This window comes from Paraburkholderia tuberum STM678, assembly GCF_902833905.1.
GTDB classification, from domain to species: Bacteria; Pseudomonadota; Gammaproteobacteria; order Burkholderiales; family Burkholderiaceae; genus Paraburkholderia; species Paraburkholderia tuberum.
Map to the genome: position 1 here is coordinate 142,351 of NZ_CADFGP010000014.1, position 17,139 is coordinate 159,489.

At 64.3% G+C, this 17,139-nt stretch carries 20 protein-coding genes and 1 tRNA gene; 13 read left to right on the forward strand and 8 right to left on the reverse strand.

Annotated features, from left to right (window positions below):
- Nucleotides 1-23: 23 nt before the first annotated feature.
- Complete coding sequence (locus HWY30_RS14915) at nucleotides 24-527, reverse strand: M48 metallopeptidase family protein (RefSeq protein WP_090800896.1); 504 nt, start codon at nucleotides 525-527, stop codon at nucleotides 24-26.
- A gap of 240 nt (nucleotides 528-767) precedes the next feature.
- Here HWY30_RS14915 and HWY30_RS14920 point away from each other — a divergent pair, with 240 nt between their 5' ends.
- From HWY30_RS14920 to HWY30_RS14930, 3 genes are all read left to right on the forward strand, one after another.
- Nucleotides 768-1,538, forward strand: a complete 771-nt coding sequence (locus HWY30_RS14920; protein WP_090800898.1) for a hypothetical protein — start codon at nucleotides 768-770, stop codon at nucleotides 1,536-1,538.
- Nucleotides 1,531-2,013 carry a hypothetical protein gene (locus tag HWY30_RS14925; protein WP_090805377.1) on the forward strand — a complete coding sequence of 161 codons (483 nt, stop codon included), beginning with the start codon at nucleotides 1,531-1,533 and terminating at the stop codon, nucleotides 2,011-2,013. Before HWY30_RS14920 ends, HWY30_RS14925 begins: the two co-directional genes overlap by 8 nt.
- A gap of 369 nt (nucleotides 2,014-2,382) precedes the next feature.
- Nucleotides 2,383-2,889: a DUF2778 domain-containing protein gene (locus HWY30_RS14930; protein WP_167368599.1), complete on the forward strand. Its 507-nt coding sequence runs from the start codon at nucleotides 2,383-2,385 to the stop codon at nucleotides 2,887-2,889.
- Between the two features lie 435 nt (nucleotides 2,890-3,324).
- Here the strand turns inward: HWY30_RS14930 and HWY30_RS14935 are convergent.
- Nucleotides 3,325-3,409, reverse strand: a tRNA-Leu gene (locus HWY30_RS14935).
- A 144-nt stretch (nucleotides 3,410-3,553) separates the two neighbouring features.
- On the opposite strand from HWY30_RS14935, the gene HWY30_RS14940 reads away from it, so the two are divergent.
- From HWY30_RS14940 to HWY30_RS14975, 8 genes are all read left to right on the forward strand, one after another.
- Nucleotides 3,554-4,648: a LacI family DNA-binding transcriptional regulator gene (locus HWY30_RS14940; RefSeq protein WP_090800904.1), complete on the forward strand. Its 1,095-nt coding sequence runs from the start codon at nucleotides 3,554-3,556 to the stop codon at nucleotides 4,646-4,648.
- A gap of 84 nt (nucleotides 4,649-4,732) precedes the next feature.
- Nucleotides 4,733-5,815 (forward strand): ABC transporter substrate-binding protein, encoded by a 1,083-nt coding sequence (locus HWY30_RS14945; RefSeq protein WP_090800906.1) that lies wholly within the window; start codon nucleotides 4,733-4,735, stop codon nucleotides 5,813-5,815.
- Nucleotides 5,812-6,636, forward strand: a complete 825-nt coding sequence (locus tag HWY30_RS14950; protein ID WP_090800908.1) for an ABC transporter permease — start codon at nucleotides 5,812-5,814, stop codon at nucleotides 6,634-6,636. The genes HWY30_RS14945 and HWY30_RS14950 overlap by 4 nt, the downstream gene beginning before the upstream one ends.
- A 50-nt stretch (nucleotides 6,637-6,686) precedes the next feature.
- A complete protein-coding gene (locus tag HWY30_RS14955) occupies nucleotides 6,687-7,601 on the forward strand; it encodes an ABC transporter permease (RefSeq protein WP_090805379.1) in 915 nt (304 codons plus the stop codon).
- On the forward strand, nucleotides 7,598-8,644 hold the full coding sequence (locus HWY30_RS14960; RefSeq protein WP_090800910.1) for an ABC transporter ATP-binding protein: 1,047 nt from the start codon (nucleotides 7,598-7,600) through the stop codon (nucleotides 8,642-8,644). Before HWY30_RS14955 ends, HWY30_RS14960 begins: the two co-directional genes overlap by 4 nt.
- Nucleotides 8,645-8,701: 57 nt before the next feature.
- Nucleotides 8,702-9,526: a phosphodiesterase gene (locus HWY30_RS14965; protein WP_090800912.1), complete on the forward strand. Its 825-nt coding sequence runs from the start codon at nucleotides 8,702-8,704 to the stop codon at nucleotides 9,524-9,526.
- A gap of 141 nt (nucleotides 9,527-9,667) precedes the next feature.
- The gene (locus HWY30_RS14970) at nucleotides 9,668-10,867 is read left to right on the forward strand and encodes an MFS transporter (RefSeq protein ID WP_090800914.1); all 1,200 of its coding nucleotides are present in this window, start codon (nucleotides 9,668-9,670) and stop codon (nucleotides 10,865-10,867) included.
- A 23-nt stretch (nucleotides 10,868-10,890) separates the two neighbouring features.
- Entirely contained in the window at nucleotides 10,891-11,244 is a 354-nt protein-coding gene (locus HWY30_RS14975; RefSeq protein WP_090800915.1) for a DUF1493 family protein, read from the forward strand.
- Nucleotides 11,245-11,267: 23 nt separating this feature from the next.
- Here HWY30_RS14975 and HWY30_RS14980 read toward each other — a convergent pair whose 3' ends face one another.
- The 5 genes from HWY30_RS14980 to HWY30_RS15000 form a co-directional block, all read right to left on the reverse strand.
- Entirely contained in the window at nucleotides 11,268-11,699 is a 432-nt protein-coding gene (locus HWY30_RS14980; protein WP_090800917.1) for a response regulator, read from the reverse strand.
- Nucleotides 11,700-11,719: 20 nt separating this feature from the next.
- On the reverse strand, nucleotides 11,720-12,352 hold the full coding sequence (locus HWY30_RS14985; RefSeq protein ID WP_090800919.1) for a response regulator: 633 nt from the start codon (nucleotides 12,350-12,352) through the stop codon (nucleotides 11,720-11,722).
- Nucleotides 12,353-12,514: 162 nt separating this feature from the next.
- Nucleotides 12,515-13,060 carry a ferritin-like domain-containing protein gene (locus HWY30_RS14990; protein WP_090800921.1) on the reverse strand — a complete coding sequence of 182 codons (546 nt, stop codon included), beginning with the start codon at nucleotides 13,058-13,060 and terminating at the stop codon, nucleotides 12,515-12,517.
- A 207-nt stretch (nucleotides 13,061-13,267) separates the two neighbouring features.
- Complete coding sequence (locus tag HWY30_RS14995; protein WP_006052455.1) at nucleotides 13,268-13,429, reverse strand: DUF1328 domain-containing protein; 162 nt, start codon at nucleotides 13,427-13,429, stop codon at nucleotides 13,268-13,270.
- A 93-nt stretch (nucleotides 13,430-13,522) separates the two neighbouring features.
- Nucleotides 13,523-13,699 carry a DUF1328 family protein gene (locus HWY30_RS15000; protein WP_090805380.1) on the reverse strand — a complete coding sequence of 59 codons (177 nt, stop codon included), beginning with the start codon at nucleotides 13,697-13,699 and terminating at the stop codon, nucleotides 13,523-13,525.
- 24 nt (nucleotides 13,700-13,723) lie between these two features.
- Between HWY30_RS15000 and HWY30_RS15005 the strand changes: the two genes are divergently transcribed.
- Together HWY30_RS15005 and HWY30_RS15010 are read left to right on the forward strand one after the other, a co-directional pair.
- Nucleotides 13,724-15,379, forward strand: coding sequence for a sensor histidine kinase (locus HWY30_RS15005; protein ID WP_244144914.1), 1,656 nt, complete (start codon nucleotides 13,724-13,726; stop codon nucleotides 15,377-15,379).
- Between the two features lie 218 nt (nucleotides 15,380-15,597).
- Nucleotides 15,598-15,735 (forward strand): entericidin A/B family lipoprotein, encoded by a 138-nt coding sequence (locus HWY30_RS15010; RefSeq protein ID WP_018421109.1) that lies wholly within the window; start codon nucleotides 15,598-15,600, stop codon nucleotides 15,733-15,735.
- 203 nt (nucleotides 15,736-15,938) lie between these two features.
- On the opposite strand, the gene HWY30_RS15015 is transcribed toward HWY30_RS15010, so the two are convergent.
- The gene (locus HWY30_RS15015) at nucleotides 15,939-16,868 is read right to left on the reverse strand and encodes an EamA family transporter (protein ID WP_090800922.1); all 930 of its coding nucleotides are present in this window, start codon (nucleotides 16,866-16,868) and stop codon (nucleotides 15,939-15,941) included.
- Nucleotides 16,869-17,139: the final 271 nt, after the last annotated feature.

The window sequence follows — 17,139 nt, forward strand, 5'->3', positions numbered from 1 at the left end:
CCGCGCCTGTCGCGCGGCGTACCTCACACGGTCTTCTTCGCCAGATCGCGATGCGTCAGATACAGACGTAGATCGAATTCGATCTGGTGGTAACCCGGCTGCATGAACTCGCACAGACGATAGAACGCTTTGTTGTGGTCGCTTTCTTTCAGATGAGCGAGTTCGTGCACGACGATCATCTTCAGAAACTCCGGCGCCGCGGCCTTGAATAACGACGCGATGCGGATTTCCTTCTTCGCTTTCAGCTTGCTGCCCTGCACCCGCGAAATGCTCGTGTGCAGGCCGAGCGCGTGACGCATCACGTCGAGTTTGCCGTCGTAAGTGACCTTGTCGATCTGCTCGGCGTTGCGCAGGTGTTCGCGTTTGAGTTCCGCGCAGTACTCGTAGAGCGCGCGGTCGGTTTGCACCTCGTGCGTGCTCGGGTACTTCTGCGCGACGTAGGAGCCGAGCTGATCGGCGGCGATCAGCTTTCTCACCTTGTCTTGCAACGGTGCGGGGTAGCCGGTGAGGTATTTGAGGGGGGACATGAAGGCGGAGTGAGGTTGGCGGGACCGATCTTACGCATAGTCGCGCTGATGGACAAGGTTGGGCATTTTCCGGATGCCGCTCCGTTCGAAGTACCGAAGATTCGTGAAGCGCTTTTTTCTGTTTCATCGAAAGCCGCGGAGATTTTGGGCTGTCGCCCATGTACGGACTGCCTGTCACAAGGTATTCATCTGACTGCTGTCAACCCCGGCAGCGACTTCAGATAGATCATCGACACACCTATGTCCCAGTCCGTATTTGAGATGCACTCCGTGGAGCTGTTCTGCCAGCGGCCACCGGGTGCCCGTTATGTCATCTGCGACGAATGGCACTACAAGGCGTGCCTCGGCAAGGCCGCAGACCTTCAGAGGGCCAAGGCAGAGACCAGGGAATTTCTTGACATTGCCCAACTGAATGGTAGGACGTGGCAGGAGGACCGGAAGCTGGTCAAGGATCTCATTGGCTGTCACTGGCTGTTTTTTCATGGTGTACGGGACCGGAACCCTGACACCGATGGCTGGTGGGTCATTCTTGCTCTTCTCGAAGAGGTTCGCCGGGGCAACTTGCTTGCCATTAAAGGCCCGCGTAATGGCCTGTTTCCGTCACCCTACAGCAGCACGCCGTTGAGGAATCCCGTAGCGAGGACCGGCAGTCACCCGGACGGCGAACGCATTCTGTCCGTCCAGTATGATCCGGCCACTTCGCAAGCCCGGTTGGCCGCTGCGCGCGCAACCAGGGCTGGCGATGGAGGCGCATCAACGCTGCCTGGCGATGCGCAGCCGTTCGACTATCAGCCGGACATGCCTAATGTGGACGCCATGCAGGTCGCGGGTAGTGAGGGAACACCTCGCAACAATCAGGCGCAAAACAAGCAGTTTAAGGCTGTTGTAAAGGCGCTGGGGCTGAATAAAAATCAGGCTAGGCAACTCCATGACGATATCAGTAAGCACGGCCTCGGGTATCACGAAATGTTGGAGCGGGGGCAGCACATGTTTGGAGGTGGTGATGATTGATACAAGGACAGAAATTGCGGGGCGGCTTGCTGTGCTCGTCGGGATTGATTTGAGCTGGGTTAGCCATGCGGGAGACATGGTCACTATGCAATTTGGCCCACAGCGACGGTACACACTTAGGGGAAGAAGTCGGGAGGATGGAGCGTGGGCGCTTCATGTGCAATGTGCCTGGCAGCTCGAACGAGAGGGCTTCACCGTAGCGACGAGAGAGGATCTGCGGGGCTCGGATGAAAAGGCGCACGCCACGGCCCGGCGCTTGCATGAAATACTCGTAGGGCAAGGGCCTATCAGGGTCGAGGATGCATCGGCAGACGACGCAGGCGGCATCGTCGTTTCGTTCTCGCGAGGGTATCGCCTTGTGGTGGTCCCGGACGGCGTTGAAGATGACGAGGACTGGCGCTTCTTCGCGCCGGGCAACGATGCCGCACATCTGGTAATTGAGGGGGGCGCGGTCGCCTCCGAGTCTTTCGACTGACACGCAAAGGCCGACTCTCGCGAGTCGGCTTTTTTGTGCGGGCCTGTAAGCCACAGCGTGAGTGCTATGGGCCGCACCTCTGAATCAACCCTCCGCCTTTCGCTGACATGCGCCGCCCACGCTTCCGTATCAGATGAATTTATCAATCATTCACCTTTGCAACGAGGCTGCGTCACGCGTCGAATGCCATGCCCTGCGCCGGGCGCCTGCACCTGTACCTGCAATTGCACGATTCCCCATAAAAATCGGCACATTCCTACCGCAACTCAAAATAAAGCCATATAAATAATCCTTTCCGCATTTTGTGTGACCCAGCAATGCAATATCACAATTGCGCGGCGTTCATCACCCACCCAAGAAAGAACATACGTGGCTTATCAAGGAAAGTTTCTAGCGAATAACGCACCCTTGTCGCCGCTGACCATTTTCGGCGTCGGCACTTTTAACGCGTTTTCAGGTAATGGCATTTATCGCGATCGAGGTGGATGCACAGCCATTCCCGATCCCGGCCGGGAAATACTGGATCGTGGACCGCCCTACAGGCGGCGTCCGCTCCCAGCTATTGCTGCCGCGAAAGACGTGTGGAATACGGCTAATGGTCGCCCATCTCATCACAATGAATGGTTCGCGCTCTATCGCGACGATGGAAACATTGATGACTTTGCATGGGTCAACGGCATCAAGCGCGGACAGTTCAGGCCGCATCCGGTCGGCGGTAGTGGACTTTCACTCGGCTGTATTAGCCTGCCGAGCTATAGTGACTTCGAAATAATCCGCCGCGCTCTTCAGCACACCGTCACTGTCCCGGTCCGCACTTCCGGGCTTGGCGCGTATGGAACTATAGAGGTCGTCACGTATGGCAACACTTGCCCGTAGGCTCTGCTAGGTCGCCCTGTTTATCGGCCTCTTCCTCGTTTCAGCTCGCTCTGTCCATACGTATCCGTGGCCTATGCCCGAAAGCCAGGCGCTTGCCTGGCTTTCCATCGCGAACGGGTTTGGTCTGGACGATCCTGACGATATTTATATCCCGGCAACGGTAGTTATCGAACTGCTCGTTACAGTTCTTGCCTATATGGGAATCGTGAGACTATGGCGCAAATATCGGAGGAGAAGTAAGCGCGTAGGTTGATGACGCGACGTAGGCTACGCATATCGTGCCCGAACCTGATGTGTTCGCGCTTCCATAGTGACGCGGATGCCTGATCCAGGGAATCGGCTCGCTCGCACGCGGGCCGCTCATTTGTGTGGAACGTCCACGCCCGTAATCCAATCAGGGCGCCGGCTTTGTGCTCACAAGCTTGTGAACTCTAGTGGTGCCGGGGACCGGACTTGAACCGGCAAGCCCGAAGGCGGCGGATTTTAAGTCCGCTATGTTTACCAATTTCATCACCCCGGCAGAGGTGGCAATCGCGCGTGGTCGCGAATTCTACCATCGCCTCGCGGCAGCCCCAAAAAAGCGCCCGACACCCGCATTCATCCCCAAGTCACAAACGTTGCCGATAATCCGCTCACGAAAACGATTACAGCGGGCCGAAAACCGATGACGCCGACGATCAAGGATGTCGCCGCCCACGCGGGCTTTTCCATCGCCACGGTATCGCGCGCGATCAACGCGCCGCACACCGTGAACCCCGTCACGCTCGACAAGGTACGTCAGTCGATCGACGCGCTGAACTTCCGCCCGAGCCCGCTCGGCCGGCAATTGCGCGGCGAGCGCACGCGCCTCGTGGGTGTCGTCCTGCCGACGCTAGCGAACCCGGTGTTCGCCGAATGCCTGCAAGGCATCGACGATCTCGCGTCAGCGCAAGGCTATCGGCTGATGCTGATGACCACGCAGTACGACGTGGACCGTGAACGTCACGCAATCGAAACGCTGCGCGAGCATCGCGTCGAAGGACTGATCCTGACCGTCGCCGATGCCGACACCCATCCGCTGCTCGACGAACTCGACCGCGACGGCCTGCTATACGTGCTGATGCACAACGACACGGTGCGCCGCCCGTCGGTGTCGGTCGACAATCGCCTCGCCGCCTACGACGGCGTGCGCCGGCTCATCGCGCACGGCCATCGCCGCATTCTGATGCTGGCCGGCTCGTTCGCGGCCTCGGATCGCGCGCGTCAGCGTCATCTCGGCTACACGCAGGCGATGCAGCAGGCCGGCCTCACGGCCGCGCCCGCGCTCGAAGTCGATTTCAACGCCGACGAACTCGCGCCGTCCGTGCTCGCGCATCTGACGCACGGCGCAAACCGTCCGACCGCCCTCTTCTGCAGCAACGATCTGCTCGCGATGGTCGTGATGCGCGGCCTGCGCCGCGCGCGTCTGAGGATTCCGCAGGACATGTCGATTCTCGGCTTCGACGGCCTCGCAATGGGCGAACTGCTGTCGCCGACGCTCGCGAGCATCTGCGCGCCGAATCGCGAAATCGGCTGTGCGGCGTGGCAGCGCTTGCTCGCACGCATCGGCGGCGCGCGCGACGAGCGCGCGTTCTGCGCAACCTCGCGCGCGTTGACGCTGCCGCACAGCTTGCGCGAAGGCGCGACGATCGCGGCGCTCGGCTCGCACGCGAATCTCGACGAAGCGTCGCCGACCCACGTCCCGAGCGCTGCGGCCGCCATCGAAAAGCCGCTCGCATAAGAAGCCCAATGAAGGCACGCGCATACGCGCGCCCTGGCTGTTATCCCCAACCCGCGCAACCCATCCGACACAGGGAGACCCGCAGTGCCCCGCTCAACCTCACGCTTCGCATCCTCGCTCATACCGCTGTGGCAGAAACTCGCGCGCGCCGCCGCGACCGCACTGCCGGCGAGCCTGCTCGTCGCCGGCGCGGCGCTCGTCGCGCTCGCGCCGCAAGCCGCGCGCGCCGACGAAACCGCGATCTGCTACAACTGCCCGCCCGAATGGGCCGACTGGGCGAGCCAGATCAAGGCGATCCAGCAAAAGACCGGCATTCGCGTGCCGTTCGACAACAAGAACTCGGGACAATCGATCGCGCAGCTGATGGCCGAGCAGAAAAGCCCGGTCGCCGACGTCGTGTATCTCGGCGTATCGTCGGCGTTCCAGGCCAAGGACAAGGGCGTGATCCAGCCGTACAAGCCCGCGCACTGGGACGACATTCCCGCCGGCCTGAAAGACCCGCAAGGCTACTGGTTCACGATCCACTCGGGCACGCTCGGCTTCTTCGTCAACAAGGACGCGCTCGAAGGCAAGCCGGTGCCGCGCTCGTGGGCCGATCTGCTGAAGCCCGAATACAAAGGCATGATCGGTTATCTCGATCCGTCGAGCGCGTTCGTCGGCTATGCGGGCGCGGTCGCGGTGAACCAGGCGCTCGGCGGCACGCTCGACAACTTCGAGCCGGGTCTCGACTGGTTCAGAAAGCTCAAGGCGAACGCGCCGATCGTGCCGAAGCAAACCGCGTACGCGCGCGTGCTGTCCGGCGAAATTCCGATCCTGCTCGACTACGACTTCGACGCGTACCGCGCGAAGTACAAGGATCACGCGAACGTCGAGTTCGTGATTCCGAAGGAAGGCACGATCTCGGTGCCGTACGTGATGAGCCTCGTGAAAGGCGCGCCGCACGAAGCGAACGGCAAGAAGGTGCTCGATTTCGTACTGTCCGACGAAGGCCAGAAGCTGTGGGCGCAGGCGTATCTGCGGCCGGTGCGCGCGAGCGCGATGAGCGCCGAGACGGCTGCGCAGTTCCTGCCCGCGAGCGAATACGCGCGCGCGAAGCCGGTCGACTTCGCGAAGATGGCCGACAAGCAGTCGAGCTTCGGCGAGCGCTATCTACAGGTGATGCATTGAACGAAGTCACGTTCCCGCTGCGCTGGCGCATCGCGTTGCTCGCGCCCGCGCTCGCGGTCTTCATCGCGTTCTGGCTGCTGCCGATGGTCGCGCTCGCGCAGCTCTCCGGCGGCGGCCATGCGTTCGCGACCTATCGCGCAATGCTGACGAATGCGCGTTACATGTCGAGCCTTGGCGCGACCGTCGTGCTGTCGGCGGCGGTCACGGCGGCCACGCTGGTGCTGTCGGTGATCGCTGGGCTGCTGCTCGCGCGTCGAGAGTTCGCCGGCAAGCGCCCACTGCTCGCGCTACTGACGTTTCCGCTCGCGTTTCCGGGTGTCGTCGTGGGCTTCATGGTGATCATGCTCGCGGGACGTCAAGGGTTGATCGGCGCGCTGTCGCTGAAACTCGCGGGCGATCGCTGGGTGTTCGCGTATTCGATGAGCGGCCTGTTTCTCGGCTATCTGTACTTCTCGATTCCGCGCGTGATCGTCACCGTGATGGCTTCGGCGACCAAGCTCGATGCATCGCTCGAAGAGGCCGCGCGCTCGCTCGGCGCATCGCCGTGGCGCATCATGCGCGACATCGTGTTGCCGGCGCTCTCGCCCGGACTGATCGCGGCGGGCGCCGTGTGCTTCGCGACCGCGATGGGCGCGTTCGGCACGGCGTTCACGCTCGCCACCGACATCGACGTGCTGCCGATGACGATCTATACCGAGTTCACGCTGAACGCGAACATGGTGACGGCCGCGGGCCTGTCGATCGTGCTGGGCATCGTCACGTGGGCGGTGCTGGCGATCGCGCGCAGCGCGAGCGGTTCGGGCGTGGCGGCGAGCGCGTGAACGGCGCGTCGCCGGAGCCGCGCGTTCGCGAACGCAACGACTACCTACCTATGAACTCAATCACCGCCCCTTCGCCGTCTTCGCAACCGGCAGCGGGACCGCGCGCGCGACGCGCGTGGCCTTCCACGCGAACATGGCTCGCCGCGGGTCAATGGTTCGTCACACTGCTGCTGTGCGCGTTCCTGATCGTGCCGGTCGTCATGTCGATCGTCGCCGGGCTGACGGTCAACTACTTCAAGGGCGTGTCGAGCGGACTCACGCTGCGCTGGCTCGTCGAAGTGTGGACCCAGTATCACGACTCGGTGTGGCTGTCGCTCGAAGTGGCCGCGGCGACGCTCGTCGTCACGCTGCTGACCGGCGTGCCCGCGGGCTATGTGCTCGCGCGCAGCAAGACGCGCTTCGCACGCATCGTCGAAGAGTTTCTGGTGCTGCCGATCGCGCTGCCCGGCCTCGCATCGGCACTCGCGCTGCTGGTGATCTACGGCGGCTTCACGGCGTTTCGGATGAGCGCGGCGTTCATCGTCGTCGGGCATGTGGTGTTCACGCTGCCGTTCATGGTGCGCGCGGTCGCGGCGGTCTGCGCGAGCAGCGATCTGCGCACGCTCGAAGAAGGCGCGGCGAGCCTCGGCGCGAGCTTCTTCACGCGCTTCGTCACCATCGTGCTGCCGAACGCGCGGCCAGGCATCGTCGCGGGCGCGCTCGCGGTGCTCACGCTGTCGATCGGCGAATTCAACCTCACGTGGATGCTGCACACGCCCGACACGAAGACGCTGCCGGTCGGCCTCGCCGACACCTACGCGTCGATGCGCATCGAGATCGGCAGCGCGTACACGATCCTGTTCTTCATCATGACGATGCCGCTGCTCGTCGCGATGCAATGGCTCGGCGTCGATGCGACCGGCCAGCGCAGCGCGTCGAAGAAGCGCGGCGCCGCCTCTTCCTCGAAGCCCATCGACACGCCATGAAACTGACCTCGGTTCCCATCACGCTCACGCAGTGCGCCAAAACGTTTCGCGGCACGCGCGTGCTCGAACCGCTCGACCTGACGATCGGCGCGGGCGAAACCCTCGTGCTGCTCGGACCGTCGGGCTGCGGCAAGACGACGACGCTGCGCCTGATCGCGGGCCTCGAAACACCTGACGCGGGCGGCCGGATCGCATTCGGCGACGACGACGTGACCACGCTGCCGATCGAAAAACGCGCGGTCGGCATGGTGTTCCAGAGCTACGCGCTGTTTCCGAATCTGACCGTGCGCGGCAACATCGGCTACGGCCTGAAGATCAAGCGCGTGCCGGCCGCAGTCGCGCGACGACGCGTCGACGAACTGCTCGGCATGATGCGGCTCAACGCGCACGCCGACAAACCGATCGATCAACTGTCGGGCGGCCAGCGTCAACGTGTGGCGCTCGCGCGCGCACTCGCGGTGCAGCCGCGCGTGCTGCTGCTCGACGAACCGCTGACCGCGCTCGACGCGCGTCTGCGCGACGCATTGCGCAGCGAGATGAACGCGCTGTTGCGCGAACTCGGCATCACGACCGTCTACGTGACGCACGATCAGGCCGAAGCGATGGAGCTCGGCGATCGCATCGTCGTGATGAGCGCGGGACGCATCGAGCAGATCGGTTCGCCGCGCGACATCTACTATCGTCCGGCCAATCGCACGGTCGCGCAGTTCGTCGGCACGATCAACCGTGTCGCGGGCGAGCCCCGCGACGGCATGCTGGCGACGAGCGGCGGCGCCGTGCCGTTGCCCGCGCATGCGTCGAACGCACGCGGCGCGCACGAAATCTTCTTTCGCCCCGAGGATGCCCGGCTCACCGACCCCGCGCTCGCGCAGCTGCGCGGCCAGATCGAAAGCACCGCGTTCCTCGGCGAACGCACGCGTCTGACGATTGGCGGTGCCGCGCCCGAGCCGCTCTTCGTCGACGTCGCGGGCCGCATCGAGCTTGCGCGCGGCACGCCGGTCGGCATCTCGATCGAGCCGGACGCACTGATTGCGCTATCGTAGGTAAAAACAGCGCCGCATCCTGGCGCCCGACACGAAGCAACCCGAAGGACCTCTGTCATGCTGCTGGCTCAAATTAGCGACCTGCATATCAAGCAACCCGGCGCACTCGCATATCGCCGCGTCGATACCGCCCACTACCTCGCGCGCTGCGTCGACGCGCTCAACGCGCTCACCCCGCGTCCCGACGCGGTGCTGATCACCGGCGACCTCGTCGATCAGGGCGACCCGCAGCAGTACGCACACCTGAAAACACTGCTCGCGCCGCTCGCGATTCCCTACTTCCTGATGGTCGGCAATCACGACGAACGCAACGCGCTGCGCGCGGCGTTTGCCGAGCGCGAGGAATTGCTGAGCGGCGGCGAGTTCGTGCAGTACGCGCTCGACGTCGGCCCGCTGCGCGTGATCGCGCTCGATTCGCTGGTGCCCGGTTCGAGCGCCGGCATGCTGTGCGACACGCGGCTCGCGTGGCTCGAGCGGCAGCTCGATGCGGCGCGCGGCAAGCCGGTCGTGGTCGCGCTGCATCACCCGCCGTTCGCGTGCGGCATCGGGCATATGGACGAGATCCGGCTCGACCGGGCGGCGTCGCACAAGCTCGCGGCGTTGATCGCACAGCATCCCAACGTCGAGCGCGTGCTCTGCGGGCACGTGCATCGGTCGATGTTCGTGCGCTTCGGCGGCACGATCGCGAGCGCGATTCCAGCGCCCGCGCACCAGGTGGCGCTCGATTTTCGCGAGGACGGACCGTCGGCGTTCGTGATGGAGCCGCCCGCGTATGCGCTCCATTACTACGATCCGGCGACGGGCATCGTCACGCATCATGCGTATGTCGACGCGGCCGACGGTCCGTATCCGTTCTACGACGCTGGCGCGTTGATCGACTGAACCGCCGGACACACTTCGCAACCGCCTGATACCGGCTGCGCGGGCGAGCCTCGCGCGGCCGTCAGCACGAACCCCGCCGCTCCGGTATGATCGGCACGCTTGAGGACCGCGCATGGGCCGGTCCGTCGATCCGCCCCTGTCATGTCCACTTCCGACGCTTCCACTTCCGCTTCCTCCGCCCGGTCGTTGCGCGGCGTGTTGCTGCTGCTCGCGACGATCGCCGGTGTCTCGGTCGCAAACATCTATTTCAACCAGCCGCTGCTCGATAACTTCCGCCAGTCGTTTCCGGACAGCGCGTCATGGGTCGGCGCGGTGCCGGCCGTCACGCAGCTCGGCTACGCCGCCGGCATGCTGTTGCTCGCGCCGCTCGGCGATCGCTTCGACCGGCGTCTGTTGATCCTGCTGCAGATCGCCGGCATGTGCGTCGCGCTCGTCATTGCGGCGTCGGCGCCGACGCTCGCGGTGCTGATCGTCACGAGTCTCGCGATCGGCGTGCTCGCGACGATCGCGCAACAGGCGGTGCCGTTTGCGGCCGAACTCGCGCCGCCGTCCGAGCGCGGCCACGCGGTCGGCACCGTGATGAGCGGCCTGCTGCTCGGCATCCTGCTCGCCCGGACCGCGGCGGGCATCGTCGCCGAATACTTCGGCTGGCGCGCGGTGTTTGGCGCATCCGTCGTCGCGCTGCTCGCACTCGCGGTCGTCATCGTTTTGCGTTTGCCGAAGAGTCAGCCCACCTCGACGTTGCCGTACGGCAAGCTGCTCGTGTCGATGTGGCACCTGGTAACCGAGCATCGCGCGCTGCGCGAGGCATCGCTGACCGGTGCGGCGTTGTTCGGCGCGTTCAGCATTTTCTGGTCGGTGCTCGCGCTGCTGCTCGCGGGCGCGCCGTTTCATCTCGGGCCGCAGGCGGCAGGGCTGTTCGGTATCGTCGGCGCGGCCGGCGCGCTGGCCGCGCCGCTCGCCGGCAAGTTCGCCGACCGGCGTGGACCGCGCGCGATCATCACCGTGTCGCTCGTGCTGGTCGTGATCGCGTTCGTGATTTTCGGTGCGTCGGCGAAGAGCATCGCGGGCCTCGTGGTCGGCGTGATCATTCTCGACATCGGCGTGCAGGCCGCGCAGATTTCGAATCAGTCGCGCATCTACGCATTGAAGCCCGATGCGCGCAGCCGCGTGAATACCGTGTACATGGTCGCGTATTTCATCGGCGGGGCGCTGGGCTCGGGTGTCGGCGCGATCGTGTGGCCGGTGTTCGGGTGGGTCGGCGTGACTATCGCGGGGATCGCGTTTGCCGGGCTCGGCGCGTGGAATCATTTGCGGTTGCCGGCGCGGGCTGGGCATTGATATCAGCCGGAGGATCGTCTGTAATGAACGACACGTGGCTCGATCTCGCTCGGTTCATCCGCGAAATGCGCACTCCCGCCGGGCTGCCTCTCGACGACAAGCTGACCCGTGACATGGATCTGTATCACGATCTGGATTGGGAGCCGGCGAAAATCGTCGAGGTGATGCAGGCATGGGCTGACCGCTTCCACGTGGACCTGCGCGATTTCGACGTCGCTTACCACGTTCCATCCGCCAACATGCGCAAGCGCGACATCGTCGTGGCCGCGTTGAAGTCCCCCTTCAGTGCCAGCGCGCGAGAATTGCTCGGCGGACGTTCGCTTACCCTCGGGATGCTCGAAGAAGCGATGACGCGCGGAGTGTGGAAACAGGACTAGAAACGCCAACTACGGTCGAGTCGTTACACCCCGCCACCCCGCCCCAACGCATACTCATGCAGCGCATCGAGCACGCGATCGAACTCGAACGATTTGTCGTAAAAGTGCCGCACGCCATACTGTTCGCAGCGCTCGCGGTACGCGGGCAACGCGTGATTGGTCAGCACCGCCGCGAACATCGAATCGATCAGCCCCTCGCGCTGCAGATACGCGAGCACCGGCACGCCCGAGCCCAGCTTCAGCTGCAAATCGACGATCACCGCGTCGAACGCTTCGTCGCCGAGCAGCGCGATCGCCTGATCGGCGGAATCGGCATAAGCGGCCACGCGCAGCAGGCCCGACGCATCGATCGCCTCCACGAGGCTGCGGCGGATCAGCGGCGAATCCTCGATCAGCAGCACGCGCAACGGCGCGCGGCTGGCTGACTCGGTAGCGGGGTTCGGTTCGCTGTTCATCGGGATATCTCGATCGTCCGTCAGTCGATCAGGCCATTCTTGATCGCGTAATACGTGAGGTCCGCGTTGTTCGCGAGACGCATCTTCTCGAGCACCCGCGCGCGATACGTGCTCACCGTTTTGACCGACAGATGCAGCTCTTCGGCAATCTCGGTCGGCAACTGGCCGGCCGCGAGCTTGCAGAAGATCTGGAATTCGCGCTCCGACAGCGCTTCATGCGGACGCCCGGCGGCAGGCTTGTCGAGATTGTCGGCGAGCGTATCGGCGACCGCCTCCGACAGATAGCGATGCCCGCGCGCGACCGAGCGGATCGCGCGCACGATTTCTTCCGGCTCGCAGTCCTTGTTCAGATAGCCGCTCGCGCCCGCGCGCAGCAGATTGATCGCGTACTGGCTCTCGGGATAGCCCGATAGAATCAGCACGCCCTGCTCGGGACGCACCTGCTTGATCACACGCAACGTATCGATGCCGTTCTTGTCAGGCATCGCGATGTCGAGCAGCACGACGTCGAATGCCTGCTCGCGCACGAGGCCGATCGCTTCCTCGCCGGTGGCCGCCTCGGCGGCGACGCACATGTCCGGCTCGTCGGCGACGAACTGTCTGAATCCACCTCGAACGATCGCATGATCGTCAGCTATCAGCACTCGAATCATCGGTTGGGTTCCGTGCAATGGGAGTCGCTCCGATGCGGACATGGTAATGATCCGGGGCCACGGCCGGACGCGCAATGCGAGGGCGGCTTCGCACCGCAGTTGCCGGCATTCCCGAGTTCGCCCGCGACCCGGTCCTTCGACGCCTCCCTGTCGCCTGGCGCGCTACTCGCGCCCCGCGAGCAGATCCGCCATATCGTCGGCATGCTCTTCTTCGACCGCGAGAATCTCCTCGAACAGCCGGCGCGTGGTCACGTCCTTCTCGCCGAGATACCGTGCGATCTCGCGGTACGTGTCGATCGCGATGCGCTCCGCGATCAGGTTCTCGCGAATCATGTCGGTCAGATCGGTGCCTTCCTTGTATTCCGAATGCGCGCGTGCCTTGATGCCGTCCGGTGCGAAATCCGGTTCGCCGCCAAGCTGCACGATGCGCTCGGCGATGCGATCGGCGTGCTCCTGCTCCTCGGTTGCGTGCTCGGCAAATTCCCTCGCGACCGCTTCGGAATTGATGCCCTTCGCCATGAAGTAATGGCGCTTGTAGCGCAGCGTGCAGACGATCTCGGTGGCGAGCGCGTCGTTGAGCAGCTTGAGCACCGTCTCGCGATTCGCGCCATAGCTCTGCGTGACCGGACCATCCGACATATGCTTGCGCGCGTCCTCGCGGATCTTCGTGATGTCCATCACGAACGTGTCGCCAGATTGCTTCGTCATCGAACTTCTCCTTTATCCGGTATTGGGTGAATCGCGCATCAGCACGAATCGCGCCTGATGCGCCCAGGGTGGAATGACGGCGCGCTTCGAACGCGGGCGCCTCATCGGGGATTCAAACGCCGCGCGTTCACGCGCCTTGTTGACTACCTGTTCCTACATTGCGTACTTCGCTGCCTACCTCATGTTGCGTTCATCCGGCTCGCGCGGCTAGGTTCGAAACACGCCGAGCAGCAACGTGACCACGAACACGACGAGGAAGATGTAGAACAGGATCTTCGCGATTTCGGCCGCGCCGGCCGCGATGCCGGTGAAGCCGAACACGGCTGCGATGATCGCAATCACGAAGAAGACGATGGCATAGTGAAGCATGGCATTTCTCCCTTTTGTTGGCCTTCCAATCGACTACCAGCAAATCGCTCGCCTGCTGTGAGGGCGCGGCTTGCCGCCACCGCGATGGCCGCGCTAATCGATCATTTTCTTCGTCACGACGAAGCCCAGCACGAGGAACACCACGCACAGCACGACAAAGACGAAGAACAGGAACTTCGCGATCGCCGCCGCGCCGGCCGCGATGCCGGTGAAGCCGAGAAGACCGGCGATCACCGCGACGATCGCGAAGAACAGTGCCCACTTCAACATGATGGATTCCTCCCGAAACATTGCATGAACGATCGGGTCCATGCTATCGATGCGCGGCGCCGCGCGCATTCCGACGCTCGCCGTTTTTCGTGTGAGAATCCGCTTACATTGGGTTACGACGACATTACGCGCGCGGCTTCGCGCGATGCCGGGGTCGATGCCGGTGTCGATGCCCTCTTTCTGGAGCCGAAAGTGTCGAATCTGCAGAACCCGCCGGAACAAGCTGGCGCGCGCGCCACGGCGCGGCTCGCCGAGTGGATGCGCAATCGCAGCTGGGCGATCGCGATGACGGTGGCGATCGTGATCACGGTGGGAGGCCTCGTGATTCTGGAGACCGCGCGTCAGCGCATCACCGCCGAGTATGAGACCGCGCTTGAAGCGCGCGACGTCACCGTGCGACTGAGCACACTCGCGAGCGAGCTGTCGCGCCTCACCGCGCAACAAAACCAGTTTCTTCTGACGAAGGACGACGCATCCGCCCACGCGTTCTGCGCGAGCGCCGCGCGCATCCGCGACACCACCCAGCAGTTGGACCACTTCTATCGCGGCGGCCGCGCGGACAGCGCGGAACTCGCGAGCTTCACGCAGATTCTCGCCCTGATCGACGCGCGCATCGGCGCGGGCGCCGCCGCCATGCAGCACGCCGCGCCGCATCCGCTCGATCTCGGCGCATGCGGGAGCGCGAGCGACATCAACCCGGCGGACGCGTCGTTGATCGACAGTACGCTCGCGCTGCTGCGCGACAACGAGGAGCGCCGCGCTCAGCACGCGCTGGCCGCGAGCCGCGCCGACCAGCGGCTGTCGACGCTGTGCGCGGCGGGTCTGTCGGCGCTGAACATCGTGCTGTTCATCCTGCTGTTTCGCAATCTCGGCATCCAGATCGACCGGCAGGCGCGCGCGCAGCGTCAGTTGATCACGCAGCAGGAGGAACTCGACCAGCTCGTCAACGAGCGCACGCGGCAGCTCGAAGCGCTCGGCTGGCATCTGCAGGCGGTCAGCGAAAACGAAAAGACCCAGCTCGCGCGCGAGTTGCACGACGAACTCGGCGCGATTCTGACCGCATGCCGGATGGACGTCGCATGGGCGCGCCGCAAGCTGAAGGACAGCGAGCCGGACATCGCCGACAAGCTGCAGCGCGCGCTCGCCAATCTCGACCAGGGCATCGCGTTGAAGCGGCGCATCATCGAGGACATGCGGCCGACCGTGCTGGCCAATTTCGGGCTCGTTACCGCGCTGCGCACGCTCGCCGACGAAGCCGCGCAGCGCAACAACTGGACGCTCGAGCTGCACCTTCCCGCCGACGATATCCAGCTCGACGAGCAGACCGAAATCGCGCTGTTTCGGGTCGCGCAGGAATCGCTGACGAACGCCGCCAAGTACGCGCGGGCCTCGAAGGTCGGAATCGCATTGCGGGTCGGCGACGGCGAGGTCGCGCTGCATATCGCGGACAACGGCGTCGGCATCATGCCGGCCGATCTGAAGCGCACACATACGCACGGCCTGCTCGGCATGCGTCAGCGCGTGGCCGCGCATGGCGGGCGCTTCGAGATCCGCCGTGGCGCGCAAAACGGCACCGACATCGACGTCGTGATGCCGAGCGCGAGCGCCGCGACGCCTTCGGTCGATCAGCCGCTGACGTCGCCGGCCACGCCGCCCACTTCGTCGCAAAGCCCCGTCTGACAGATGCTCGCCGCAGCGCCCCCAAGCCGTTGTAGGAGTGCGCCGACGCAAACACCGGAGCACGCCTACGACAAAATCGCGGCACGGCCGACAGCGCCGCCCCCGCCCTTTTTTTACCATGCAATCAGACCGGTTCGAAACCGGATCGAGATCTGATCGACTGGCATGGCCCCGGTCGGACGACATCAACCGATGCATTCTCGACAAGGAGAAGTTTCATGACTCGACTGATCGCTTTGCTTGTGCTCGCAGGAACTGCCATGCTTGTCACCGGCTGCAACACGATGGCGGGCGCTGGCGAAGATATTTCGAAGGGCGGCCACGCCATCACGAACGAGGCGGATAAGGCGAAATAAGCCGGCACATGGCAGCAGGATTTGCAAAGCCCGTCGCGGGATGCCGCTGCGGGCTTTTTTTTCGTGAATGATTGGGTGCTGGCTGGCAATCGACGCGACGCGTTTTCAGAACGCGATGAAACGGCACGGCGATCCGCGAGGGCGCGGAGCTGGCGGCAAGGCTTTGACAGCGGGCGCGCGGTTCGACGAGAACCGCGCCGCTATCAGGCGCTGCGCTTGTTCCGGTAATCGAACCAGAAAGACAGGCCGACGCTGATCAGAATCACGATCGTCGCGATTACCGTCGAGCGGGTGACCGGCTCGCCGAGCAGCAGCGCGCCCAGCGCGACCGCGACGACCGGATTCACGTACATGCAGCTGCTCGCGATGATCGGGCTCGTGTGGCGAATCAGATAACCGTAGGCGACGTACGCCGCCATCGTCCCAATCAACATCAGATACAGGAACGCGACGAGAGGCAGAATATGCAGCTCGAGCATCCGCTCGCCCGACGCCCACGCGACCAGCGTCGACATCGCGCCGCCGAGGCCGATCTGCAGCGAGGTCGACAGAAACAGGTCCGACGGCAGCTTCAGCTGCCCGGCCAGATGCGCGCCGCCGGCCCAGAACAGCGCGCCGCACAGAATCGCGAGACTGCCGCCCGTCGAGCCCGGCGTGCTGTCGCCGTGACTCAGAATCACGATGCCGGCGAGCCCCAGCCCGACCGCGAACCATTCGCCGCGGCCGATCTTGCGTCCGGCGACGGCCGCGATCACGGTCGCGAACAGCGGCACGGTCGCGACCATCACGGCCGCGGTGCCGGTGCCGACCGTGCGCATGCCGTAGGCGAGCATGCCGCTCGACAGACCTACCAGCATGGTGCCGACGAGGCCGGCGTTGCGGATTTCGGCGAAGCTCGGCCAGATCGGCTTGCGGCGCGCGGCGAACACGAACAGACCGATGCCGGCGAACAGGTTGCGCAAGCCCGACATCAGCAGCGGCGGGAACGAGCCGAGCGCGACGTGCACGCCGAGGTACGTCGAGCCCCACACCAGATAAACGACGGCAAGCGCGAGCGCGATCCGCCCGTTGCGCGACTGCGGCAGACGCAGCGGCCAGCCGCGCGGAGAAAAAGCTGAACGTTGCAGCGACATGCTTCAGTCCGCCGTCGCCACTCGACCCGCGCGATGCGCTCGATGCCCGCGAGGCGCCGAGCCTGCGTCGATACTTTTCGGGCGGGATGGCGGGCACCGCATCGGCGATGCGGTCGGACGGGCGAGGCTGGCGGACATGTCGGTGGAACGGGAAGACGATGGGCGGCGCCGGAAGCGCCAGAAACGGCGGTGGCGGCCGCGTCGGTCAAAACGACACGATGCAACGCGGCCGCGCTGCGCGGCGGCAAGGTTGGCAAAGCCGCGGCGCGCA